This is a genomic window from Leptospira alexanderi serovar Manhao 3 str. L 60, assembly GCF_000243815.2.
GTDB lineage: Bacteria > Spirochaetota > Leptospiria > Leptospirales > Leptospiraceae > Leptospira > Leptospira alexanderi.
This window is the reverse complement of record NZ_AHMT02000017.1, coordinates 67,501-88,180: the sequence shown is the minus strand read 5'-3', so window position 1 is coordinate 88,180 and position 20,680 is coordinate 67,501. Positions and strand designations below refer to the sequence as shown.

At 39.3% G+C, this 20,680-nt stretch carries 22 protein-coding genes and 1 pseudogene (1 of these 23 cut by a window edge); 16 read left to right on the top strand and 7 right to left on the bottom strand.

From position 1 onward, the window contains the following. Nucleotides 1-497 precede the first annotated feature (497 nt). Nucleotides 498-2,270 carry an apolipoprotein N-acyltransferase gene (locus LEP1GSC062_RS06055; protein ID WP_010577617.1) on the bottom strand — a complete coding sequence of 591 codons (1,773 nt, stop codon included), beginning with the start codon at nucleotides 2,268-2,270 and terminating at the stop codon, nucleotides 498-500. Nucleotides 2,271-2,460: 190 nt separating this feature from the next. Here LEP1GSC062_RS06055 and murA point away from each other — a divergent pair, with 190 nt between their 5' ends. Together murA and LEP1GSC062_RS06045 are read left to right on the top strand one after the other, a co-directional pair. Beyond that, complete coding sequence (murA, locus tag LEP1GSC062_RS06050; protein ID WP_010577616.1) at nucleotides 2,461-3,759, top strand: UDP-N-acetylglucosamine 1-carboxyvinyltransferase; 1,299 nt, start codon at nucleotides 2,461-2,463, stop codon at nucleotides 3,757-3,759. Next, the gene (locus LEP1GSC062_RS06045) at nucleotides 3,756-4,433 is read left to right on the top strand and encodes a 4Fe-4S dicluster domain-containing protein (RefSeq protein WP_020983685.1); all 678 of its coding nucleotides are present in this window, start codon (nucleotides 3,756-3,758) and stop codon (nucleotides 4,431-4,433) included. The genes murA and LEP1GSC062_RS06045 overlap by 4 nt, the downstream gene beginning before the upstream one ends. 489 nt (nucleotides 4,434-4,922) lie before the next feature. On the opposite strand, the gene LEP1GSC062_RS06040 is transcribed toward LEP1GSC062_RS06045, so the two are convergent. From LEP1GSC062_RS06040 to LEP1GSC062_RS06020, 5 genes and pseudogenes are all read right to left on the bottom strand, one after another. Then, the gene (locus tag LEP1GSC062_RS06040) at nucleotides 4,923-5,411 is read right to left on the bottom strand and encodes a hypothetical protein (RefSeq protein WP_020983735.1); all 489 of its coding nucleotides are present in this window, start codon (nucleotides 5,409-5,411) and stop codon (nucleotides 4,923-4,925) included. Between the two features lie 9 nt (nucleotides 5,412-5,420). After that, a pseudogene (locus tag LEP1GSC062_RS06035) lies at nucleotides 5,421-5,731 on the bottom strand (LIC13255 family lipoprotein). 334 nt (nucleotides 5,732-6,065) lie between these two features. Then, nucleotides 6,066-6,620, bottom strand: a complete 555-nt coding sequence (locus LEP1GSC062_RS06030; RefSeq protein WP_020983693.1) for an LEA/WHy family protein — start codon at nucleotides 6,618-6,620, stop codon at nucleotides 6,066-6,068. A 4-nt stretch (nucleotides 6,621-6,624) separates the two neighbouring features. Further along, on the bottom strand, nucleotides 6,625-7,644 hold the full coding sequence (locus tag LEP1GSC062_RS06025; RefSeq protein WP_020983691.1) for a zinc-binding dehydrogenase: 1,020 nt from the start codon (nucleotides 7,642-7,644) through the stop codon (nucleotides 6,625-6,627). After that, on the bottom strand, nucleotides 7,641-7,967 hold the full coding sequence (locus LEP1GSC062_RS06020; protein WP_004508823.1) for a (2Fe-2S) ferredoxin domain-containing protein: 327 nt from the start codon (nucleotides 7,965-7,967) through the stop codon (nucleotides 7,641-7,643). Before LEP1GSC062_RS06020 ends, LEP1GSC062_RS06025 begins: the two co-directional genes overlap by 4 nt. A gap of 333 nt (nucleotides 7,968-8,300) precedes the next feature. Between LEP1GSC062_RS06020 and LEP1GSC062_RS06015 the strand changes: the two genes are divergently transcribed. Beyond that, complete coding sequence (locus tag LEP1GSC062_RS06015) at nucleotides 8,301-8,768, top strand: LIC13259/LIC11441 family protein (RefSeq protein ID WP_010577614.1); 468 nt, start codon at nucleotides 8,301-8,303, stop codon at nucleotides 8,766-8,768. Further along, nucleotides 8,747-9,736, top strand: a complete 990-nt coding sequence (locus LEP1GSC062_RS06010) for a hypothetical protein (RefSeq protein WP_010577613.1) — start codon at nucleotides 8,747-8,749, stop codon at nucleotides 9,734-9,736. The genes LEP1GSC062_RS06015 and LEP1GSC062_RS06010 overlap by 22 nt, the downstream gene beginning before the upstream one ends. Nucleotides 9,737-9,741: 5 nt before the next feature. Here the strand turns inward: LEP1GSC062_RS06010 and purF are convergent, their stop codons facing one another. Continuing rightward, a complete protein-coding gene (gene purF, locus LEP1GSC062_RS06005; protein WP_010577612.1) occupies nucleotides 9,742-11,214 on the bottom strand; it encodes an amidophosphoribosyltransferase in 1,473 nt (490 codons plus the stop codon). A 41-nt stretch (nucleotides 11,215-11,255) separates the two neighbouring features. On the opposite strand from purF, the gene LEP1GSC062_RS06000 reads away from it, so the two are divergent. From LEP1GSC062_RS06000 to LEP1GSC062_RS05950, 12 genes are all read left to right on the top strand, one after another. After that, nucleotides 11,256-12,422, top strand: coding sequence for a ribonuclease D (locus LEP1GSC062_RS06000; RefSeq protein ID WP_004508808.1), 1,167 nt, complete (start codon nucleotides 11,256-11,258; stop codon nucleotides 12,420-12,422). 33 nt (nucleotides 12,423-12,455) lie between these two features. Next, nucleotides 12,456-13,127, top strand: a complete 672-nt coding sequence (locus LEP1GSC062_RS05995) for an NUDIX hydrolase (protein ID WP_010577611.1) — start codon at nucleotides 12,456-12,458, stop codon at nucleotides 13,125-13,127. A 337-nt stretch (nucleotides 13,128-13,464) separates the two neighbouring features. Next, nucleotides 13,465-13,638, top strand: a complete 174-nt coding sequence (locus LEP1GSC062_RS23885) for an LIMLP_16695 family PerRB-regulated protein (protein ID WP_002622274.1) — start codon at nucleotides 13,465-13,467, stop codon at nucleotides 13,636-13,638. Next, nucleotides 13,635-14,033, top strand: coding sequence for a hypothetical protein (locus LEP1GSC062_RS05990; protein WP_010577610.1), 399 nt, complete (start codon nucleotides 13,635-13,637; stop codon nucleotides 14,031-14,033). Before LEP1GSC062_RS23885 ends, LEP1GSC062_RS05990 begins: the two co-directional genes overlap by 4 nt. Next, the gene (locus LEP1GSC062_RS05985) at nucleotides 14,030-14,629 is read left to right on the top strand and encodes an RNA polymerase sigma factor (RefSeq protein WP_010577609.1); all 600 of its coding nucleotides are present in this window, start codon (nucleotides 14,030-14,032) and stop codon (nucleotides 14,627-14,629) included. The genes LEP1GSC062_RS05990 and LEP1GSC062_RS05985 overlap by 4 nt, the downstream gene beginning before the upstream one ends. Then, complete coding sequence (locus LEP1GSC062_RS05980) at nucleotides 14,613-15,008, top strand: hypothetical protein (protein WP_010577608.1); 396 nt, start codon at nucleotides 14,613-14,615, stop codon at nucleotides 15,006-15,008. The genes LEP1GSC062_RS05985 and LEP1GSC062_RS05980 overlap by 17 nt, the downstream gene beginning before the upstream one ends. Beyond that, a complete protein-coding gene (locus tag LEP1GSC062_RS05975; RefSeq protein WP_010577607.1) occupies nucleotides 15,005-15,448 on the top strand; it encodes a hypothetical protein in 444 nt (147 codons plus the stop codon). The genes LEP1GSC062_RS05980 and LEP1GSC062_RS05975 overlap by 4 nt, the downstream gene beginning before the upstream one ends. Nucleotides 15,449-15,676: 228 nt before the next feature. Further along, nucleotides 15,677-16,381 (top strand): response regulator, encoded by a 705-nt coding sequence (locus tag LEP1GSC062_RS05970; RefSeq protein ID WP_002724505.1) that lies wholly within the window; start codon nucleotides 15,677-15,679, stop codon nucleotides 16,379-16,381. Then, the gene (locus LEP1GSC062_RS05965) at nucleotides 16,371-17,762 is read left to right on the top strand and encodes a HAMP domain-containing sensor histidine kinase (RefSeq protein WP_039941319.1); all 1,392 of its coding nucleotides are present in this window, start codon (nucleotides 16,371-16,373) and stop codon (nucleotides 17,760-17,762) included. The genes LEP1GSC062_RS05970 and LEP1GSC062_RS05965 overlap by 11 nt, the downstream gene beginning before the upstream one ends. 69 nt (nucleotides 17,763-17,831) lie before the next feature. Further along, nucleotides 17,832-18,983, top strand: coding sequence for a bifunctional glutamate N-acetyltransferase/amino-acid acetyltransferase ArgJ (argJ, locus tag LEP1GSC062_RS05960; RefSeq protein WP_010577606.1), 1,152 nt, complete (start codon nucleotides 17,832-17,834; stop codon nucleotides 18,981-18,983). After that, a complete protein-coding gene (locus LEP1GSC062_RS05955) occupies nucleotides 18,964-20,268 on the top strand; it encodes a hypothetical protein (protein ID WP_010577605.1) in 1,305 nt (434 codons plus the stop codon). The genes argJ and LEP1GSC062_RS05955 overlap by 20 nt, the downstream gene beginning before the upstream one ends. Further along, on the top strand, nucleotides 20,268-20,680 hold the 5' end (the start) of the coding sequence (locus LEP1GSC062_RS05950; protein ID WP_020983676.1) for a PP2C family protein-serine/threonine phosphatase. The gene runs 1,975 nt beyond the window's last position; the window shows 413 of its 2,388 coding nt (coding positions 1-413); the start codon lies at nucleotides 20,268-20,270; the stop codon falls past the right edge of the window. Before LEP1GSC062_RS05955 ends, LEP1GSC062_RS05950 begins: the two co-directional genes overlap by 1 nt.

The window sequence follows — 20,680 nt, the reverse complement described above, 5'->3', positions numbered from 1 at the left end:
AATAGAGTGTCTAAAATTCTGCGTCTAAACGCGGGATTTGTGCTCAAATTAACAATACTCTATTTTATAGGGATCAGTAATGTTGATCACAAAATGCTATTTTAACGTGAGTTCGACCTAATAAAATGAGAAAGGATTTTCTAAAAGTAGGAGTTCCTACTTTTAGAATTTGTTCGTAAAATCGCGATTGTTGTAGTTCCCGCATTTTAAAAATAAATTTACAAAGCTCAAATTCCAACTTCCTACAGAAGAATAAATCACGGATTTCTTGCGTCTTGCGCAGAACTTACGTTATTTTATTACAAAATATTAATACTTTATTATGTAGCTTTTAATAGAGTGAAAAATTTTTAAATCTTCTTTGATACCGATAATTCTTCCGCCAAAATACGGATCACATTATAACCCCAAGTAGAAAAAGTTGGATAAAGACCCGATTCATCTTTTGTCAGAAGCCTGATTTCTTTAAATCCATTTTTCCTAAAAGAATTTTTCAATTAGGAGGACTTTCCTCTTCGAATTCCGATCAAAAGATTCAGATAATAAAGTCCCGTTAAAAAAAGCATCAACCAAGGAACTATATTTCCGTACTGTGTATAAAACGTAGGTGGAGAATCAATTACTTCGATCGTTTCGGAAATAGTTTCCGCAGTCATCAAACCCGTTTTCTTCCCACCGACCAATCTACCTAAATGGTCTATGTTTGCGGAAATTCCCGAATTTGTAGAACGCACCATCCATCTTCGAAGTTCAATCGAACGCAATCTTCCAAGTTCCATGTGTTGATCACTTTCGGTCGTTGTTCCATACCATTTATCGTTTGTAAGGTTTACGATAAATTCAGAATTACCTGAGTTTCTAAATTCTCTTACAAACTCAGGAAGAATCACTTCGTAACAAATCAAAGGAAGAAATTTGCCAGACTCCCGAACTTCCACTTTCGCCGACTCATAATAAGAGCGAACCGCCTCGTGACTTAGATTCTCCGTATCATGCCAATTCAAATGCAATCCCTTCGGCGACTTTTCTTTATCAGCGGGAGTATAATATCGAATCAGATTATGAGTCGGCCCCGGTTCAAATCTTCCGGTTTGTTGACTGAGTTCATAGAGAAAATCAAAGGGCATATATTCTCCGAACATTAAAAGAAATTTCTTTTGATAGGAATCTCTACGATCTCCGTTCGGATCGTATAATACGTTATTATTATAATATCTTAAATTACGCGCGCTCGGATTTCCCTTATATCCGGCATCGATTTCGTTAAAAAATACGTTGGCCTTATATCGATTGGCAAGCAGAAATATCAAAGAATCGAAACGATGCCAATACAACCTGCGTGCAACCGTCGTAACCGCAGTATTGTTGGCCGAAAAAAACGGAACTCCCGCTTCGGGAAGAACGATAAGATCTGGTTTTTTTCCCATTCTTGCGACGCCTTCATCGGCCAGCTTTTCGATCCGAACCATAAGGGCTTCAATCGACTCTTTGACCTCCCTTCCATCCCTAAAACTCAATGGAGCGTCCGGTTGAACGATCAACACACTTAAAGATTTAACGGGCTTTACATTCTCCCATTTTTTATAAAGGACAAAGCCCGAAACGATAAAGCTCAAAAGCAAAAGAACGGGTAACGATAAAAAACGAATATACTGTTTTCTTTTTTCCTTAGAATGAAGGATTTCTTTCCAATGCCAAGGATTGGATTGAAAGAGAGTGTAAGAAACAACAAACACCAAGAAACTGATTCCGTAAACTCCGGTGATCTCCACGTTCTGTGCAAGGATGATATTTCCGGCCGCAAGATTTCCCCAATACCAAGGAAACAGCTGAGGTCCCACCAACTCGGATAAAAGTCCGCAAAAACCCGCGACCCAAACGGAATGACGACCGATCTTTCCCGAAAGAAAAGAAAAACTCATCATAAAAATCGGAAACTTTAAACTAAATAAAGCCCCGGCAAACAGAAGAATAAGAACCGCAACCACATACGGAAAATTTCCGAAGGTGATCGACATATGAACAATCCAATGAAAAGAGATCGCGTAAAAAACAATTCCGACGATAAGCCCTTGATAAAATAATTTTTTATACTTTCCATGGTATTTCAAACTCAACCAGAAAAAACCGAAAGGCGCAATCCATACGAAATGAGTTAGAGAAACTGGAGCAAATGCTAAGAAAGAAAAAAAACCGGTCCAAAAATAACAGAATATGTTGAACCAGATTGTTTTCTGGAACTTCTGAAAACGATTGTGTAAATTATCCATGAATAAAACGTTTATCTCCTCTTTGGAATGGGAAGTCAACAGAATTCATTGAGAACGGACACTGATTCAATCGGATGTAAACAATTTCGGAGAAACGGGTTTGAAACTAACCAAAAACTGAAATGAAAACGATTTGAAAGTAGCGTTACAATTCGATTGCCAGAAAGACCGTATCCTACAGCTTATCATTATGAGATCTTCGTATTTCAAGATCATTGGAAAAACCCCTCTTCATGGAACGGTAATTCCACAGGGAAATAAAAATGAAGCCTTACCATTACTCGGCGCAGTTTGTATGGTTTCGGGAACCGTTCGTATTAGCAACATTCCGGTTATCTCAGACGTACTCATGCTCATGGAAGTTCTTCGTCACTTAGGTATGGAAATCACCGAAGAAGAACCCGGAACTTATATTTTCAAACATGACGGTAATCTAAAAAATCAACTCCCCGAAGAGCTTTGTTCTCGCATTCGCGGCGCCGTCACTTTAGCGGGTCCGATTCTTGCAATTACGGGAAGAGTTTTCTTACCGAAACCCGGAGGAGATAAAATAGGAAGAAGAAGATTAGATACCCACCTTCTCGCATTACAAGCGTTAGGTGCCAATATAGAAGTTTTTCCGGACGGTTACGAAATCAAAGCCGATCGATTGAAGGGAGCGGATATTCTAATGGATGAGGCTTCCGTAACCGGAACGGAAAACGCAGTGATGGCCGCAGTCCTTGCGGAAGGAGTCACGATTCTTCGACACGCGGCGAGCGAACCGCATGTACAAAGACTTTGTCATTTTTTAAATTCCACGGGAGCAAAAATTTCCGGAATCGGTTCAAACATCCTTACAATCGAAGGAGTAACATCTTTAAAACCTCCCGCAAAAGAACACAAGATCGGATCAGATTATCTCGAAGTCGGCTCGTTTATCAGTTTGGCCGCTGTCACTGGCGGCGAACTGATGATTCGAGATGTGGAACTCGAAGACATTCGTATGATTCGAATGGTTTATTCCCGACTTGGAATAGAGGTGCGTCCACATGAAAATGGAATCCTGGTTCCTTCCGATCAGAAGATGGAAATCATTCCGGATTATCATGGAGCTACGCCGAAGATAGACGATTCTCCCTGGCCGGGCTTCCCCGCGGATATGACCTCGGTTGCTCTTGTAACTGCAACTCAATGCAAAGGAACGGTTTTGATCCATGAGAAAATGTTTGAATCAAGACTCTTCTTTGTAGATAATATTATCGCAATGGGAGCTCAAATCATTCTCTGCGATCCTCATAGAGCCCTTGTTATCGGACATTCTAGATTGTATGGACAAAAAGTTGCCAGTCCCGACATACGCGCCGGGATGGCGATGATCATTGCCGCTCTTTGTGCGGAAGGAACGAGTTACATCCATAACATAGGTCAGATTGATCGGGGTTTTGAAAACATAGACACACGTTTAAGAGCCTTAGGCGCAAGAATCGAAAGAGTAAATGCAGATTGAACCGAAAAGATTTTTTTAAAAAAGGTTTTGCAAAGATATTCGACTTTGCTCAGGAAAATGCAGCAGATCTCGTTTCCGGTTTTCAAAAAATCGCTTCGAAAGAAACTTCCGCTCGTCAACCCGCTCCTAAAAAAACAAAGTCAAAAAATATCAAAAAAAAAACAGAGTTTCTTCTTCCCCAACAAATCAAACCGAATAGAAAAAGAAAGATTGGAAACGTCCAAACTCCCCCGGGTGCGTTATCCGAAATCGAATTTCTCAAAAAATGCACGGGTTGCGGAGATTGTATCTACGCTTGTCCCTACAGCGTTTTGTTTCCGGTCTTCGACGAGACCACGGAAAAACATATTCCTCGAATGGACGTCAATCTCAACGCTTGTATGCTTTGTAAGGATTGGCCTTGTATCAACGCGTGTAAGGACGAAGCGTTGATCCCTTTCGCATCGAACCCTAAATTCGGCCAAGCAAAAAGATTTTTCGAGTTCTGTATCAACTTTAAAACCGAAGAACTCACTTGTTCCAATTGTAAGGACAGTTGTCCCGTGGAAGGAGTGGTCAACTTTAAAGGAAATAAACCTTCTTTCTCAAAAAACTGCACAGGTTGCGGTCAGTGTGTTAGCGCTTGTCCTACGTTTCCGAAAGCGATTCGAGTCGAGCAAGGGCATGCAAATTAATTAGAATTTCATAAATCTTTTTACTATCAATTTCTAATGAATCCGAGCTCAGAACAAAAACCGAACTTTTATAAAACTGAATTTTTCCGTAAAAAAGTTAGACGCAGAAACTACTACAAGAAGTTCAATGATAAAAAACCTTAAACGCTTAGAAGAAATGCAATTTGTGGGAACTACTACAAATCGCGATTTTACGGCTATATGCTGAAAGTGTAGGAATTTATACTCGCAGAAAGGTTTCTCTAATTTTCTTACCACTCGGACAAATGAAAATGGCATCAAAAATTAACAGGCCATTTTGCAAAGAGGCAGACGCTCTCAAGAATTACGCCTAATTCGGAATTGTGGCTTTTTGAAGAAGATCTCACACTCTAACTTTTGAAATAAACTTATCATAGTATTATTTTCATACGTTCGAGTGCTAACATCTACCATGGATTGCAAATTATCTTAATATAATAAATTTCTAATTATTTGTTTTAAAAAATCTTAGTAACCTAAATTTTTTCGGACCTTTTCGGGAATATCTTCGAAATGTCTGTATTTATGTTTTTTACCGTCCGGAAAAATCACATAATAAATTCCGTTTAAAATTTCCATATAATACTTACCTGCTTTTTTTTCGCCGGTAGCGCGATGATCCATTTCTTTCACCATTCTTTGATAACGGGAAGGAAGAGCCTGCCAAGAACCGTAGACTTCGATTTCACCGCCCGTATTGACGGTATAAATTCCATTCTCGTGCATAATCTTAATTCCATTGTAATCGAACACTTCCAAAACATTTGTTTTAGAATTTTTATTTTCTTCGGGATCAGAAATTCGATTGATAGAAGAATTCAAATCATCTTTAGGAAAAGAATATTTTACGATCGAATTATGAGCGCTTTTTTCTTTCCTCCTCACAAAAAGAAGAAACAGATAAATAAAACCCGCAAACAAAAGGCTCAGTACAAAAAACCATTCCGCAGGCTTCATTTTATTTCCTCAATATCGAAACTCAATCGACTTACAAGTCGTCGGAGTGGCGTCCGTAGAAACGGAAGCCCAAGACTGACAACTTACCGCAAGGACCGCGTTCACACAAAGATCGATTTCTTTTTTCGAGAACGCCCTGGAACAAACGCGGTGAGTCTCCGATTTGTGTTACAAATCACGTCTTTCGATTCGTACACAGAGATCAATTTCGTATTCGCTTCTTCAAACGTATAAAAATCCTCATCCGTATTTTTCTGATAGCATCCAATACTCAGAAACAAAGATAAAATGAGAATTGCGAATCGGAATTTTTGTATCATACGTTTCACGCTTATTTTAGTAAGTTTCGGTAATAAATCAGATTTCATCCGGCAACTTTTCGGACATATGAGTTCAAAAACCTATCAACTCTTAAGTAAGGTAGTCTGGGGAACTCGCATTTTATCCAAGACCGAAGTATGATTTTTTTATATTTTCGAGATAGGTTGTAAAGTAACTTCACGTTGTTTTTATCAAAGAGTTCGTTTTAAAACTCAAAAAATATCTTGAATTCCCGCAAAACACAGTAGCTGCTTAGAATCTGTCTTCAATACGGTAATTTACGGATTTTAAAATGTCCCTCTCTCATCAAAAGATCGAATCGTAAAAAAATTTTCAAATTCCCAAATCGCCCCTCGTTTTCAAAGGAATCTTTTCGTTCACCGGAATCTGAACAGGACCAAAAATCGTTTCGTATTCGAAACTTCCTCGAATCGAAAAATTAAGTTCTTTTCCCGACAACCCCGCCTGTAAAATCCCTAAAGCGATTTGTAGAAGATTGCGATCCATTTTCTTTTCAAAAAGGGTTTCCACTTGAAGGTCCACCGTTTTTTTTTGTAAAGCGGGAACGGTTATTTTCTCTTCGGATTGCACTCTCGCAAATACAGATTCCTTTTCGGCATCCTGCAGAATGAAAAAAGAAAGATCAAACTTATGAAGAATTACCTCGGTTTCGTTCGGATTTGTGATTTCAACTTTTGCTAAAAAAATAATTTTCGGGACCGGCGGAAAAGAAATCAATTCCGCCTTTAAAGTTTCCAAAGACAAAACCTGAAATCTGCATTTCTGAAGGGCCTTGTAATTGTCCTTCAAAGCGGAACAGGAATAAAAAATCGAAATTCCGCATAAAAGAATCAATTCGATTCGAAGTCTAGAATATAGATTCCTCAATTTCTCAATTACCTTCCGTAAATAAAGTCTGAATTAAAACCTTTCCTTTGGTCATATTGGCAGAGTAATAATCAATCGCCTCAACCGCTTTTTCCAAAGGAAATCTTGCGGAGATATCGGTTTTCAATTCCTTTTTAGCCAAGGATTTTAATTGTCTTGAAAGTTTCCAGATTCTATAGGGAGTTTGTTGCGGAGCCCAAGCGGAAAGCCAAAATCCTTCCAACTTCTTATCCTGGAATATCATCATTCCTGCATGTAATGGAATTTCTTTTTCCGAAAGACCTCCATAGATAATCGCACGACTTCCGTAAGGCATCGCTGACAAAACTCTGGACGTCAATTCCCCCGCAACTGCATCCAAACAGACCGTGGCATTCAGTTCTTTGGAAAGAATCCGAAGCTGTCTTTCGAAGTTCGAAGTTTCCGAATTCAAAATATATTCCGCCCCAACCGCTTTCAAAGCCTCCTCCTGCTCGGACTTTCGAACGATATTGATCACCTTTATACTTTTGCGAGCCGCAATCCCCACGACCATTTTTCCTAAAGCACTCGCCGCGGCTGTTTGAACCAAAGCTTTAGCCCCTATCTTTTGCGTTCTCTCTACCAATGCGATTGCCGTAATCGGATTCACATAAAGACAGGCTCCCTGTTCTAATGAAAGATCTTTTCCGATCGGAAGACAAGCAAAAGCGTCTGTAATCATATATTCCGCGTAAACTCCGTCTCCTCTACCAGCGGTGCACGCCACATTCTTTCCTTTTAAATAAGAGGCGTAAAAACCACCGCCGGAAGCGACAACGTTTCCACTTCCTTCAAAGCCCGGAACAACCGGAAGTTTTTTTTTAATTCCGTAAAGACCTCTCAAAAACATTAAGTCGGAAGGATTGATAGGAGCGGAATGCATACGAATCAATACCTCTCCTTTTTTCAACGGGCGAATCGTCTTATCAACAATGGCTAACCTGTTCTTATTTTCGCCGTATTCTCTGAGTTCTAATGCTTTGTACGTTTTCGGGAGATTCATTGGTTTTCCTTTATGATCAAATGTTCTATCTTTTCCATTTGTTCAGATTGTATATAATATTTTAAGAATATATCTACGTCTTCCTCAGTCTTTAAAGAGAACCATCTTCCTTCCGGATAACTCACCTGAACGGGTCCTAGCTCACATCGATCCAGACAACCGGCTCTTTGAATTCTCACTTTTCCTTCCACCGAAAGATCCTTCATTTTTTTCTTGAGGGAAGCCAATAACTGAATCGAACCGGAACGACCGCAAGAAACCCTCTCTCCTTCGGCTCTCACATTCTCACACACAAAAACGTGTTTGGTATAAAAGTTCGGCATTAAGTAAGATCCTCGACTTTCATTTTCAGTAGAATCCGATGCCTGGTCGATTGCGCAATCCGTTTCCGGAGAAAAAGCAGTATGATAATTTATCATTCTGAATAATTTTGATACGATTTGCTCCTTTTAAAAACCTGAGGAATACGAAGAAATGTCAAACCTATCGCAAAAGTAACTTATAATACCGAACAACAACGTTCTAAACTAAAGTAGAGAGTTTTTGAGATGAATTCTAGTATTTTTTAGATTTTAAAGGATTCCGTACTTTACACCAAGGTTTTTTCAAGAATTGTAGGATTTAAGTTTACACACTTTTTACCGGAGATTTGAAGAATGCAGAAAACTCTAATCCTATTAATCAGTATTCTTATCTTTTTATCCTCCTGCAAAAAAACTCCTCCCGTTATAACGGAATCTGAAAAAGATATCTTACAACAAATTCTCGTGGAAAACGAATCCATTCATAGTTTTTTAATGAAAGAGGAAGGTAAAATTCCCGACACGAGCAAATTGATCTCTCGTATAAAAGAACTCATTTCCTTAAACGGAGGACTTAAAAGTTCGGCCGAAAAGATGGAAAATTTTCTACAAAATAAAAATACCAAAGACATTGAAAAGTTCTTTCAAGCCTATTCTTCTTTCTCTGAAAACCTCGCAGATAGTCTAAAACTTGCAGGTGGAACCGGAGTTTTTAATCGATTCTATTGCCCGATGGTAAATAAAACCTGGGTGAGCCATGGAACCAAAATTAAAAATCCCTACGCTCCCGAAATGAGAGATTGTGGGGATTTAGTCCGGTAAAAGTGGAAGTTTATCTGGATAAAGAAATTAAAATCTGTTGTAAAATCGGTACCTCTATAGGAGAACCGTGCCTTGCCAATTGTAAACAAAACTTATTGCCCAACGAATGGAGTCGGGAAATCCGGGAATCCTGTATCGCGAGTGAAAAAATGCAAGCATTTGCCGAAGGAAAAATTGGAATCAACGTCGGCGCTTCTGCTTTTTTACAAGCTCATCCTCTCGTCCTGGAGGAATTTATTTCCAAAGGATCGGTTTATTTCGAAGTTCTAAGATATTTTCTCACACTCATCGAACCTCAAAAGATCAAAGAGACTATAGATTCGTTTGGCAACAAATTACTTTATAAAATAATAATTTATGAATATGGAATATACAAACAAACCGAGGACGAAAGAAGAAGCCTGAGAAAGACCACTTCTTTTTTAGACTTAAAATCGAACGCGTATTGGAGTTCGCTATCTCCAAAAAGAATATGCAGTTTTATCTCATACTGCCTGAAAGAAGCGAAAGATCCGGAATTCGCTTCTCAATTTTTAACCGTTCTTCCTCCGGAAGCAGTTTCCGATTTAAAAAATCTCGCGGGATTGAACATAGAAGAAGAAAAAGAACTTTATCTTTCTCTCAAAGACGGAATCTACGAATTACCGATCCAAAGTCCGGGAATTTATCGACATATACTGCAATTATTCGAGGACGATCCGGAAATTTTTTTGATCTTATCCACGATGGAAGAACTTGTTTTGAGGAAACAACAAATTATTGAATCCTCGCATGTAATTATAGAAAAATACAAATCCGGAAAACTCAATCATCAATCCTTGTTCGGGGACTTATCCGTCTTAGAACCAGAAATTACGATGGAAATCTTGGGAATATTCGAAGAAAAAGGAATTTTAGGAAGATCCGAAAAAAATCTCATTAAGGAACTCCTTTCCAAACACAAAAACTTCAAAAGCCATACTCCTTGAACCTTTTAAGGAACGGCTCTTTCTTCCACTTGGTATTCTTTAAAAAGACTTTTCTGATTTCCTAATTCGCTCTGAAACTCTACGGGATATTGAGCTGTAAAACAAGCGTTGCAAAATCCACCGCCTTTATGATCCATTACCGCACGGTTCATAGATTCGACCGAAAGATAAGCGATACTATCCACCCTCAGATACTTTCTAATTTCTTCGATCGTGTGAGTCGCGGCGATTAGCTCGTTGTGTGTGGGAATATCGATTCCATAATAACAAGGCGAGATAGTAGGAGGCGCGGAAACTCTGAGATGGATTTCCTTAGCGCCCGCGCTTCGGATCATCTTGATGATCTTTCGGCTCGTAGTTCCCCTCATAATGGAATCGTCTACTACGATAACTCTTTTTCCTTCGACTACGTTTCGAACCACGTTGTATTTGATCTTGGCTCCGAAATCCCGAATTTTCTGATCGGGTTCAATAAAAGTCCTACCGATGTAATGAGAACGAATCAAACCGGACTGATAAGAAATTCCGGATTCTTCCGCATAACCCAAGGCCGCGATGTTCGCAGAATCCGGAACCGGAATCACAACATCCGCTTCGACCGGCAATTCTCGGGCTAAAAATCTTCCTAAATTCTTCCGAACCTTATAAACAGATTCCCCAAAGATACTGGAATCGGGCCTTGCAAAATAAATATATTCAAAAATACAAAGACTTGGAGTCGCTTTCGGAAACGGATAGTAAGAATTGACTCCGTTCTTATCGACTACAATCATCTCGCCCGGCTCAACGTCTCTTTCATACTTTGTATCCGTGATATCGAAAGCGCAGGTTTCGGAAGCAAAAACGATAGCCCCGTCCTCTCGACGACCCATCACCAATGGACGAAACCCGTTCGGATCCCGCACTGCGATCAATTGGGTTTTCGTCAGAATCACAAGAGAATACGCGCCCCTCACTTTTTTAAGAGCCGAAGAAAGCGCCGAGAGAAAATCAGTTTCTCCGGAACGAGCCATCAAGTGAACGATCACTTCTGAATCAATCGTAGTCTGAAAGATACTTCCTTCCTTCTCAAGCTGGCTTCTCACTTCCCAAGAGTTGACCAAATTTCCATTGTGAGCGAGAGAAACGGCTCCGAGATGGGATTCGACTCGAAGAGGTTGAGCATTTCTTAAAAAACTCGCTCCGGTAGTAGAATATCGATTGTGCCCAATGGCAGAAGTACCCTGAAGTTCCTTGAGTTTGGCTTCCGTAAAGATACTGGCTACCAGCCCCATACCTGCGTATCGATAGAGATGTTCTCCGTCCGAGGAAACGATCCCGCTGGATTCCTGGCCCCGATGTTGCATCGAGTAAAGACCTAAATATGTGAAATTAGAGGCTTCCGATGAATTAAATATACCAAAAATCGCACATTCATCTTTTGGTTTGTCATCCTGGGCTTGTCTTCTTACTCTGGATTTATCGGGAATTCGACTCATTCTCTGCCTTCTTAAGCTTAAAATCTCAGGTCGCGTTTTTCATGCAAATAAATTCCGATTACATAGTCGTAGATACAATTCGAAGCCTACAACTCGTTCTCATCACCTTGAGTCAGGCCGATTCCATCTCCATCGATACGGAGTCCTCCGGTTATTATACCTATTTCTCAAAGGTCTGTCTGATCCAAATTTCGGCTAAGGGAAAAAATTACATCATCGATCCTTTGAAGTTACAAAATTTAGATGGCCTTGGAAACTTATTTGAAGATAAAAAAATTCTAAAAATATTCCACTCCGCCATTGATGATATTAAAGCGCTTAAAAAAGACTTCGGTTTTAAATTTCAAAACATCGCAGATACCGGATTCAGTTCCCGTCTTTTAGATCACGAACAATATTCTTTAACTTATCTTGTGGATTATTACCATAAGATCAAACTTTCTAAGAAGGAACAGAAGTCTAACTGGGAAAAGCGGCCTCTCGAAAAAAGCCAACTTCAATACGCCGCTTTGGATACGGTTTATTTGGAAACGATTTGGGAAAAGATGAAGGAAGAACTTACAAAGAGAAATCTTTACGAGGAAGCGCTTTCCGAGTTTGAAAAGATCGCATGCGAAGAACCGGGCGCAGAAGGAAATTCCATCTCCATGGATAAGTTTCCCGAGATTTTGGAATATAGCGCTGATGAAAGAAGATTTATCTACGACACTTTGGTCTTTAGAGACGATAAATCTAGAAAGTTGAATAAAGCTCCCTTTCGAGTATTTAACAACGAAAAGGTGATTCTTCTCGTAAAGTCGAGAAGAGATATAGCAAAGTTAACCGAAATTGTCGGTAAAAAAGACGCGGAAAGTTTATTTCAAATTTATGCGAATCCAAGCGGACCTCCGATTCAAAAATCCGAGCTTTTTAAAAAACCGGGTGAGAACTTGACGAACGAAGAAGGCGAACGTTTCAAACGTCTGAGAATTTGGAGAGAAACGATCATGTCTATCAGAAGAATGAGTCATCAAATGATGCCTTCGAACAAAATGATCGCGGAGTTAGCCCAAAGAAATCCGAAAACTTTAGACGAGTTGAGAGAGATGAATCTTTTTTCAGAGTGGAAAGTGATTCACTACGGCCCCTCTATTTTGGCCGCATTAGAAAATGTACCTTACGAATCGAATATCAAGGGACTCATTCCGATTAATAAAAAATTCGAATAAAAATATTTAACTCTTCAAATGCAGGTAAAAAAAATGAGACTTGATTTTCAGTCGCTCAAAAATCAACTTGCAGTTCCTCAGAAAATTTTTACCGGAATTCCAACTCCGCCGATCGGAGAAGAAAAGTCCAAGGCTTCATCCGTTATTCTTCCTATTTATGAAAAGGAAAATTCGGCACAAGGCCTGATTCTACAAAAAAGAAATTTCAATCTAAAAGCACACCCCGGACAAATTTCCTTTCCCGGAGGAGCTTATTCCAAAACGGATAAAAATCTTTTGAACACAGCTCTAAGAGAATGGGAAGAAGAAATGGGAGAATCCAGTTCCGTTCTGGAAGTCTTAGGAGAATATGACGGAATTTTTACTCATACCGGATTTCATATTTCTCCCTTCATTGCACGTTACAACGGTTCGTTTCTATTTAACACAAATCCGGAAGAAGTAGAACGTTCTATCCTCTTGGATCTCAATCGTCTGGAAACGGCTCCGTTTTATTCCATTCGGATTCGGAGATCGGGTGCGAAAGAAATTGAAATTTATTACTTCGACCTCGAAGAAGAATTACTTTGGGGAGTTACCGGAAAAATCATCGTAAACTTTCTAAGAGACTACGCGAACTTTGAAAGGGAACCTATTTTAGCGGAACCGAATTTAAGTAGCCCTCCTTTTTTCGATCCCGCCCGTAAATTCTTCCAAAAAAATTAAAAAGACATTTTTTTCTTCATTTAGTTTGCCATCTAAAAATTGTGGATAAAATGACATGTTGCTTTAACTTGAATCCTTTCTGGAAAAAGTTCCGATTAGGATAAGTTGTAAGATCCCGTCGATACACAATATAATACGAATGTCTTAAAGTTTTAAATTCAAAGACGAAAAACATATCTTACGAATCGAGAAATCATACTACGAATTGTTCGAATCTGCCGATAGTTTTATAAGACATAAGAACCGATTCCGAAAACTATAACTTTACGGTTTTTATCGTTTGAATTGACATTTGATTCTTAGAGCGTGCCATAATTTTCAAAGGAGGTAAAAAGTTATGAAGATGATTAAAAACCTGTTTCAACCCGAAATTCGGAATTCTTTCTTAAAAGAAAGTTTTCAAGAAGAAGAATGGTATCAATCTTTGATCAACCGCCCAGGCATAGAAGAAAGAATTCCTTACTTCAAAACCAAAGCGGAACATAGAAAAATGACAGCGATTGCAAGATGAATCCAGAAGAAAAAGCAAAATTATTAGAAACGCTGGACTTGATTCTGAAACACCTTCAGAATCAAAGTTCCAACTCCGGATCCGACTATAAAGTGGTTCTTTACTTAGTTCCTATCTTTGGAATTGTATTCGGTTGTGCGTTGCTATTTTTTGTTTTTTATTGGTGGTACAGACAACGGATTGAAATCATCAAAGCCGGACTTTATAAAAAAGAAATTTTCGATCTGAGAACTTATTCTTTCTTTTTAGGATTGATTTTCACCTTCGTTGGAATCGCACTTTCCATCGGATTCATTTCCGTATTAGGACAATCTCTCGCCATGTTAGGCGGACTTGTTCCGCTCGGAACCGGTCTGGGATTACTCTGTTACTATAAATTCTCCCGATCCCGATGAGGGAAAACATTCCAATTGTATGCAATCAGGAAGACTGGGATTGCATTCAAAAAGTTTTACACGGCGATTTTAATTCCTTTGAAATACTGATGAACCGGTATCAAGGATTAATTTATTCTCAAGCGATCAAAGCCTTTCGCAACGAAACCGAAGCTGAAGATTTTACTCAGGATATTTTCTTAAAAGCCTTTGAAAGTCTATCTACGTTTCAAGGTAGGTCTCAATTCTCCACTTGGTTGTTTGTAATCGCAAGAAACGACATCATTCGAAGATACCGCAAGGAACACCCGGAGATATCCGGACTAGATACACTTCTACTCGTAGAAAATGAAATAGAAAAGAAAAACGAAATCTCATCCGAACAGGAAACAAAACTTCTGAAACAGGAAATCTCCGAAAAAATCAGAAGTCTCGTGGAAAGTTTACCGGAACTCTATCGTAAGCCGATCATGCTTCACTACTTCGAAAACATGTCCTATAAAGAAATTTCCAAAAAATTAAACTTGAAAATGAATACTTTAAAGAGTTATATTTTTAGGGGTAAGGAAATCATGAGAGATTGGTTAAACAAAGAAGAGAATGAAAAACAAGAATAATTCCCATCCCAAAGAAATAGATTCCGTTCCGACCGAACTTGAAGAAAAACTGCATTTTTTTGAAGAAGGCCCCCTAAATCCTCCGGAAAATACTACGACTGTCCCACCGGACTTAAAACGAAGGGTAATGCTGCATATCGTTCCCGTACGTCACATTAAAATTATCTTATCCGGTTTATTTTTCCTGGGATTTTCACCCTTATCCGTTTTGTTCTTTTTGGATTTTAGATTTTTGGTCGAAACGAATCTCCTTCCTTTCATTTTAGTCACGAGCAGTATTCTCTTTTGTGTTTTCTCTATTTTAGCAGGAATCTATCTTGTCCATTACAGAAATCCATATACCAAAGAATGGAAAAACAAATTAGGTTTTTTTGAATGAATTCGAGTACTTTAAAAACTTCTCTCTTTTCTCTTTTAATTCTCTCCGTCCTGACAACGACAAACAACGTGTTTGCAGATAACTCTCTTTCCGATAACGGAGAACCAAAACCGATTATGGGGGCGAGAGAATATCTTAATTCCGATTTAGATCAGATTTTCCCCATCCTCCAAAAGATGAAAAAAGAAGAGGCGGCGATTCTAATCACTCAAATTCGGGAAGAATCTAGGAAAGAGTGGCCTAAGACGGACAAATTTTATTTTTTAATTTCTCACTTGGAAAGCATCAAAGCAATCGAAGAAGAACATGAAAGATTGAAAAGTCTGAACGAAGTTTATTTCATCGGAGCTTTGTTACTTTCCGGTTTCCTCGTTTTTTCAATTTTCCGCCAAAGAACACTAGTGCGAAAGATCAACGCACAATTGGGCGACAAAGAGTAATTTTTATTTTCTCTCTGCCATATAAATTCGATGAGGGGAACAATAGGGAAAATCGAATTTCTGTTGTTTGTAATTTTTTCGTATTCTAATTGTAACGAATTTCTGGAATATTAAGATTATAGACTTTGCCCGGTCGAAATAGAAATCTCATGGTTTCTGATTTTCTAAAAAAGGAAAGTCGGTTTGTAAAATAATAACGATAGGCCGGCAAAAAAAGAATAGGACTTCATGAAAAACCAATCAGGGAACCCAGGGCAAAAAGTCCTCGTCGTAGATGATGAGGAAGACATCGCCGAACTGATCCGATTTCACCTCGAAGAAAACGGCTACCAAGTAGATACATGTCAGAACGGATTAGAAGTACTTCCAAAACTGGAAAAGAATACTCCGGATCTAGTCATTTTAGATCTTATGCTTCCGGGAATAGGAGGTATGGATCTTTGTAAAAAAATCAAAGAAAAATATTCCATGCCGATCATTATGGTCACCGCCAAATCCGGTGAAACCGAAGCAGTTCTCGGACTCGAACTCGGTGCGGACGATTATGTTCGCAAACCTTTCAGCACTAGAGAATTAATCGCAAGAGTACGTTCCGTTTTAAGAAGAACGAAAGAAGGCGAGGAAGAAGAGCAATTCGAAGGAAACATAACCATCGGAAACATCTTTCTTAATCTAAAAGCACATAAAGCATTTATCAATAACTCCGAAGTCGATTTAACGTTAATCGAGTATAAAATTCTGAATCTTTTCATGACCAACCCCGGCGTAGCTTTTACAAGGGATAAATTATTAGATCGGGTTTGGGGAAAAGACATTTACGTCACCGACAGAGCCGTCGACGTAAATATTAAAAGATTACGCGATAAACTCGGAGACGAAAAGGAAAGACTCGAAACGATACGCGGAATCGGCTATAGATTCAATGAGGCGTAGCTTATTTTCAAAACTTCTTCTCAGTAACTGGTTACTTTTGCTAGTCCTTCTCGTTGTCGCCGGGATAGTTCTTTTTGTGGAAAAGTTTGTTCATTCCGATTTTAAAGTTCTTCTGTTTTCGTTTTACGTTCTTTTCGCAATGTTCGGAACATTCTACATGTCGTATTCGATCGCCAAAAGTGTAGCGGAACCTTTGGATAGAATCGAAAAAAAGACAGGAGAGATCAATGCAGGCGACTTCGGATCCGAGTTGGCTCTGTCGGACATTCGAGAACTCGCGGACCTCGCTTCTTCCATCAACTTAATGTCTACAAGACTTAAAAGCCAGTTTGTGGATCTCACGATCGAAAAAGAAAAATTCGATTCCGTTTTACAAAACTTAAAGGAAGGAGTTTTTGCGATCGATCCCGAAAATGCTTCTATTCTTTTTCAAAACAAAAGTATTCCAGGATCTCTCATAGAACCGAATTCCAGATCTAGAAAAGTCGCAGACGCAACCCGAGATCCGAGGCTTTTGGAGTTTGTATCAAACCACCTCAGAGGATCAGGCGATTCTAAAATGGAACTGGACCTCGGACAAAATTTTTACACAATCAAAATGTATCCTCTGAAAACGAACGGGAAAACTCTCATGTACATCGGAGTGATCAGAAACATTACCGAAGAAAAACAGTCCCACATCATAAGAGAACAATTCGTTCAGAACGCTTCTCATGAACTCAAGACCCCGATTACATCCATTAAGGGATACACCGAAACTCTACTCGATCGTTTACGTCTCTCTCCTGAAAGTCACGAGAAAAGATTCTTGGACGCAATTTCAAGAAATACAGATCGTATGGTTCGTATTGTGGAAGATATGCTCACGATTACTCGGATCGAAAATCAAACCAAAATCTCCGGAGAAGAAGAATTCTCCTTAAAATCTCTTGTGGAAAATTTAAGTTATACAGTCGAAGGAGTTGTGTCGCCTAAAGGACAGAAGTTCTTAGTGGAGATGCCGGAGCCTCTAATGATCGCGGCCGATTGGGTCCTTTTGGAGCACATGCTTTTGAATCTAATCTCGAATGCTTCCGCTTATTCCCCCGAAGGTAAAACAATTACCCTGAAAATTCTTTCTTTCGAATCGGATCAGGTCCAGTTTCAAGTAATCGACCAAGGAATCGGAATTCAAGACGAGGATAAAAGTAGAATTTTTGAAAGATTTTTCCGAGTTGATAAGAACCGTTCCAGAAAAGAAGGCGGAACCGGCTTAGGCCTCTCCATCGTAAAACATATCGTTCGCCTTCACCACGGCTCCGTAAAAGTTTTCGACAATTCAGAAGGCGGAACTATTTTTGCAGTTACGATTCCCATTCGTTATCAGGCTGAAACATTTTGAATTCTTCTTTTCGGCAGAGATAATTTCCCAAAGATAGATCCAACTGACACGTTGAGGGATCTTATGACAATGCCCAAAGGCTTTTCATCTTTCGGAATCAATATAGGAATTAAAGACAACACGAAAGATTTCGGCGTTATTTACTCCGATGTACCTTGCAAAGCGGCGGCCATGTTTACGAAAAACAACTACCCCGGTGCTCCAGTGATCGTTGGAAAAGAGCACGTTCAATCCGGAATCCTTCAAGCGGTCGTCATTAATTCCAAAAACTCCAACGCTGCGACAGGAGAAAAAGGAATTCAAAACTCCAGAGAAATCTGCAAAGCAATCGGAGAATCTCTCGGCATCAACGAAAAGTTAGTCCTCCCTTCCTCCACTGGCGTGATCGGAATTCCTCTAAAAATGGAAATCATTCTTCCCGCTTGCAAAAAAGCGAAATCTCTTTTAAAACCGGGAAATTTGGAAGAAGTCGCCGAAGCAATCATGACTACAGATAAGAGAAAAAAAATTTCTTTCCGAAAAATTAAAACCAAATCAGGAGAAGGCACAATTTACGGAATCGCAAAAGGTGCGGGAATGATCGAACCGAATATGGCGACGATGCTCTGCTACATTCTTTCCGATGTTTCTCTTCCGAAAGGAACCGATCTCTATTCAGTTTTAAAATCATCGGTCGATCAGAGTTTCAATTGTTTGACCGTCGATTCGGATACTTCCACTTCGGATACGGTCGCGTTACTCTGCAACGGTTTGTCCGGTGAAAGTTCGATGGAAGATTTTTCTCAAGCTCTTACCGAAATCTGCATCGATCTTACGAAACTCATCGCAATCGACGGGGAAGGTGCGACTAAATTAATCGAACTCACAATCAAAGGCGCGAAAAACGAAACCCAAGCAAAAAAAATCGGTAAGTCCATCCTCAACTCTCCCTTAGTAAAAACAGCGATCTATGGCGGAGATCCGAATTGGGGAAGATTGGTGATGGCTGTGGGTAAGGTTTTCGACGAACCGATTCCGTTCGAAAGTCTCCAAATTTATTTCGGGACCCTTCCTGTTAAAGAAGCAAGCCCGGAAACCCTAAAAAAGCTTTCCGAATATTTAAAAAATAATACTGAAATTTCTTTAAATGTAATGTTGAATATTGGAACGGTTTCCATGAAATTTTGGGGCTGCGATTTTTCGGAAGAGTATATAAAAGAGAATGCTTACTACACTACCTGAAAGTAAAAACACTCAACGAGGATTTAAGGAAACGTTTCGTTCTCTTGTAACGGATTATTATCTGATTTCCGGAATCATCAATCTATTCGCAAAGGGAACCTCTGTTCTCATCGCGTTAGGGTTCTATTTCTTTATCCTCTCCGTATTCCCGACGGCAATCGAATACTACATGGAAGTAAGTTTACTTTCTACTTTGATTTTTGCTGTTTTTATCATTTTTCCTCTCCAGGAAAAACTCAGCGGTAAACTTAAGTCCATTCTGATTTCAGAATATTTAAGCGACGATCCCCGTTCTTCTCGATTAGCTTATCGCAAGTTCGACCACGAAGGTTTGATTAAAAACGTTTTTCCCGATCTTGTTCGATTGACCGAAAGTAATTACGGTAAACTGGCATTACTCAACAACGATTTGAAAACGTTCGAACTCTATATGTACGCAAAAAAGAAACAAAGAAAAGTAATTACCCATGACGGAATCAATCCCGAAGCAAAGCTTTTAAAATACATTTTGAATAAAAAGAACGGCTCGATCATAGGAGAACCGGATCAAAATCACGAGATCAACGAAGACTTTGTGAGCCTCAGAGCCAATTTCATCTTACCTTTCGTTTATAGAGAAACTCTCTTCGGTTTTCTCGCCGTATCCAATATTCCCAAGGATTCGGTCAGACAGGATCTGAGCTTTCTTTCCGGAAAATGCGGGATCGCTGTTCACAATCATATCCTGTCTTCCCAAGTTGCAGAAAATAAAAAATACAGAAAGGAATTGGAAACCGCCGGTAAAATCCGAAAATTCTTGGAAGCGGCTGCAGAACCTCCTATAATCGGCAATATCCGCATAGAAATTCTTTCCAGAGAACCGGGAGAACTCGTGGAATTTCTCAATTCGGAGGGTGACGAGACCTACTTTGTCATTTTAAAACTGGGGATCACAAATCAGGTCTCCGTATTAGTTCTTTGTTATATACTGGGAGTATTATATTCTGCAAGAACTTCCAGATCCGTTCAAAATTTGAGCTACGTTAAAAATCTTGTAGAATCCTACCTCAAAGAAATATCTTGGAATGAAGAATACGATCTTCTCGTCGGAGTCATTCGAAGAAGCGAGAATACGATTTCTTTAAAAACGTCGGGGAAAAATTTCAAGGTTCATAGAAACTCCAACTTCGGCAAAAACCTTCTTTCAACGGGATGGGAAGTAGAAGAAAATATCGAAAATGATCCTCTGGTTATTACTTGGAAAAACCGCACTATGATTTCGATTCACGATCTGAGGTTTTCGTAGTGAGAAACATACTTTTATTATTTATCTCTCTGATTTTGCTCAGCATCGTTCTCCTCGTCGGTGTTTTACAAACTTCTTCCGAAACGTTAAAACCTCCCTTCTATTATTATCCGAATGGAACAATCATTCAAAGTAGCGAAGAGTTTCCAAACATTCTGGGGAAAAAGGTCGACCTTTTGGAATTGGAAATCGCTGTAAAGATGGCTGAGTCTGGAAAATCTTACGAAAACGGAATACACGTTTACGGCAAGGGTGTGAGTGAAACGATTCCGGTTATTTTAGCGCCGAAATCGTATTACTCCGTCATCCAAGAATTTACAAGGGATATTCTTATCTCTTTACTATATCTTTCCGTAGCGATTTGGTTTTTCTTTTATACGAGAGATCTCTATATGCTTTTGTTATTCGGATC

Bases quoted from the DNA above. Each gene is read 5' to 3' on its own strand.
- LEP1GSC062_RS05955 (WP_010577605.1), top strand. From the start codon at position 18,964: ATGCTTACTACACTACCTGAAAGTAAAAACACTCAACGAGGATTTAAG.
- LEP1GSC062_RS05965 (WP_039941319.1), top strand. From the start codon at position 16,371: ATGAGGCGTAGCTTATTTTCAAAACTTCTTCTCAGTAACTGGTTACTT.
- LEP1GSC062_RS05995 (WP_010577611.1), top strand. From the start codon at position 12,456: ATGAGACTTGATTTTCAGTCGCTCAAAAATCAACTTGCAGTTCCTCAG.
- LEP1GSC062_RS05970 (WP_002724505.1), top strand. From the start codon at position 15,677: ATGAAAAACCAATCAGGGAACCCAGGGCAAAAAGTCCTCGTCGTAGAT.
- purF (WP_010577612.1), bottom strand. From the start codon at position 11,214: ATGAGTCGAATTCCCGATAAATCCAGAGTAAGAAGACAAGCCCAGGAT.
- LEP1GSC062_RS06015 (WP_010577614.1), top strand. From the start codon at position 8,301: ATGCAGAAAACTCTAATCCTATTAATCAGTATTCTTATCTTTTTATCC.
- argJ (WP_010577606.1), top strand. From the start codon at position 17,832: ATGCCCAAAGGCTTTTCATCTTTCGGAATCAATATAGGAATTAAAGAC.
- LEP1GSC062_RS23885 (WP_002622274.1), top strand. From the start codon at position 13,465: ATGAAGATGATTAAAAACCTGTTTCAACCCGAAATTCGGAATTCTTTC.
- murA (WP_010577616.1), top strand. From the start codon at position 2,461: ATGAGATCTTCGTATTTCAAGATCATTGGAAAAACCCCTCTTCATGGA.
- LEP1GSC062_RS05975 (WP_010577607.1), top strand. From the start codon at position 15,005: ATGAATTCGAGTACTTTAAAAACTTCTCTCTTTTCTCTTTTAATTCTC.
- LEP1GSC062_RS06000 (WP_004508808.1), top strand. From the start codon at position 11,256: ATGCAAATAAATTCCGATTACATAGTCGTAGATACAATTCGAAGCCTA.
- LEP1GSC062_RS06025 (WP_020983691.1), bottom strand. From the start codon at position 7,644: ATGAATCTCCCGAAAACGTACAAAGCATTAGAACTCAGAGAATACGGC.
- LEP1GSC062_RS06055 (WP_010577617.1), bottom strand. From the start codon at position 2,270: ATGGATAATTTACACAATCGTTTTCAGAAGTTCCAGAAAACAATCTGG.
- LEP1GSC062_RS06040 (WP_020983735.1), bottom strand. From the start codon at position 5,411: ATGAAGCCTGCGGAATGGTTTTTTGTACTGAGCCTTTTGTTTGCGGGT.
- LEP1GSC062_RS06020 (WP_004508823.1), bottom strand. From the start codon at position 7,967: ATGCCGAACTTTTATACCAAACACGTTTTTGTGTGTGAGAATGTGAGA.
- LEP1GSC062_RS05985 (WP_010577609.1), top strand. From the start codon at position 14,030: ATGAGGGAAAACATTCCAATTGTATGCAATCAGGAAGACTGGGATTGC.
- LEP1GSC062_RS05980 (WP_010577608.1), top strand. From the start codon at position 14,613: ATGAAAAACAAGAATAATTCCCATCCCAAAGAAATAGATTCCGTTCCG.
- LEP1GSC062_RS05990 (WP_010577610.1), top strand. From the start codon at position 13,635: ATGAATCCAGAAGAAAAAGCAAAATTATTAGAAACGCTGGACTTGATT.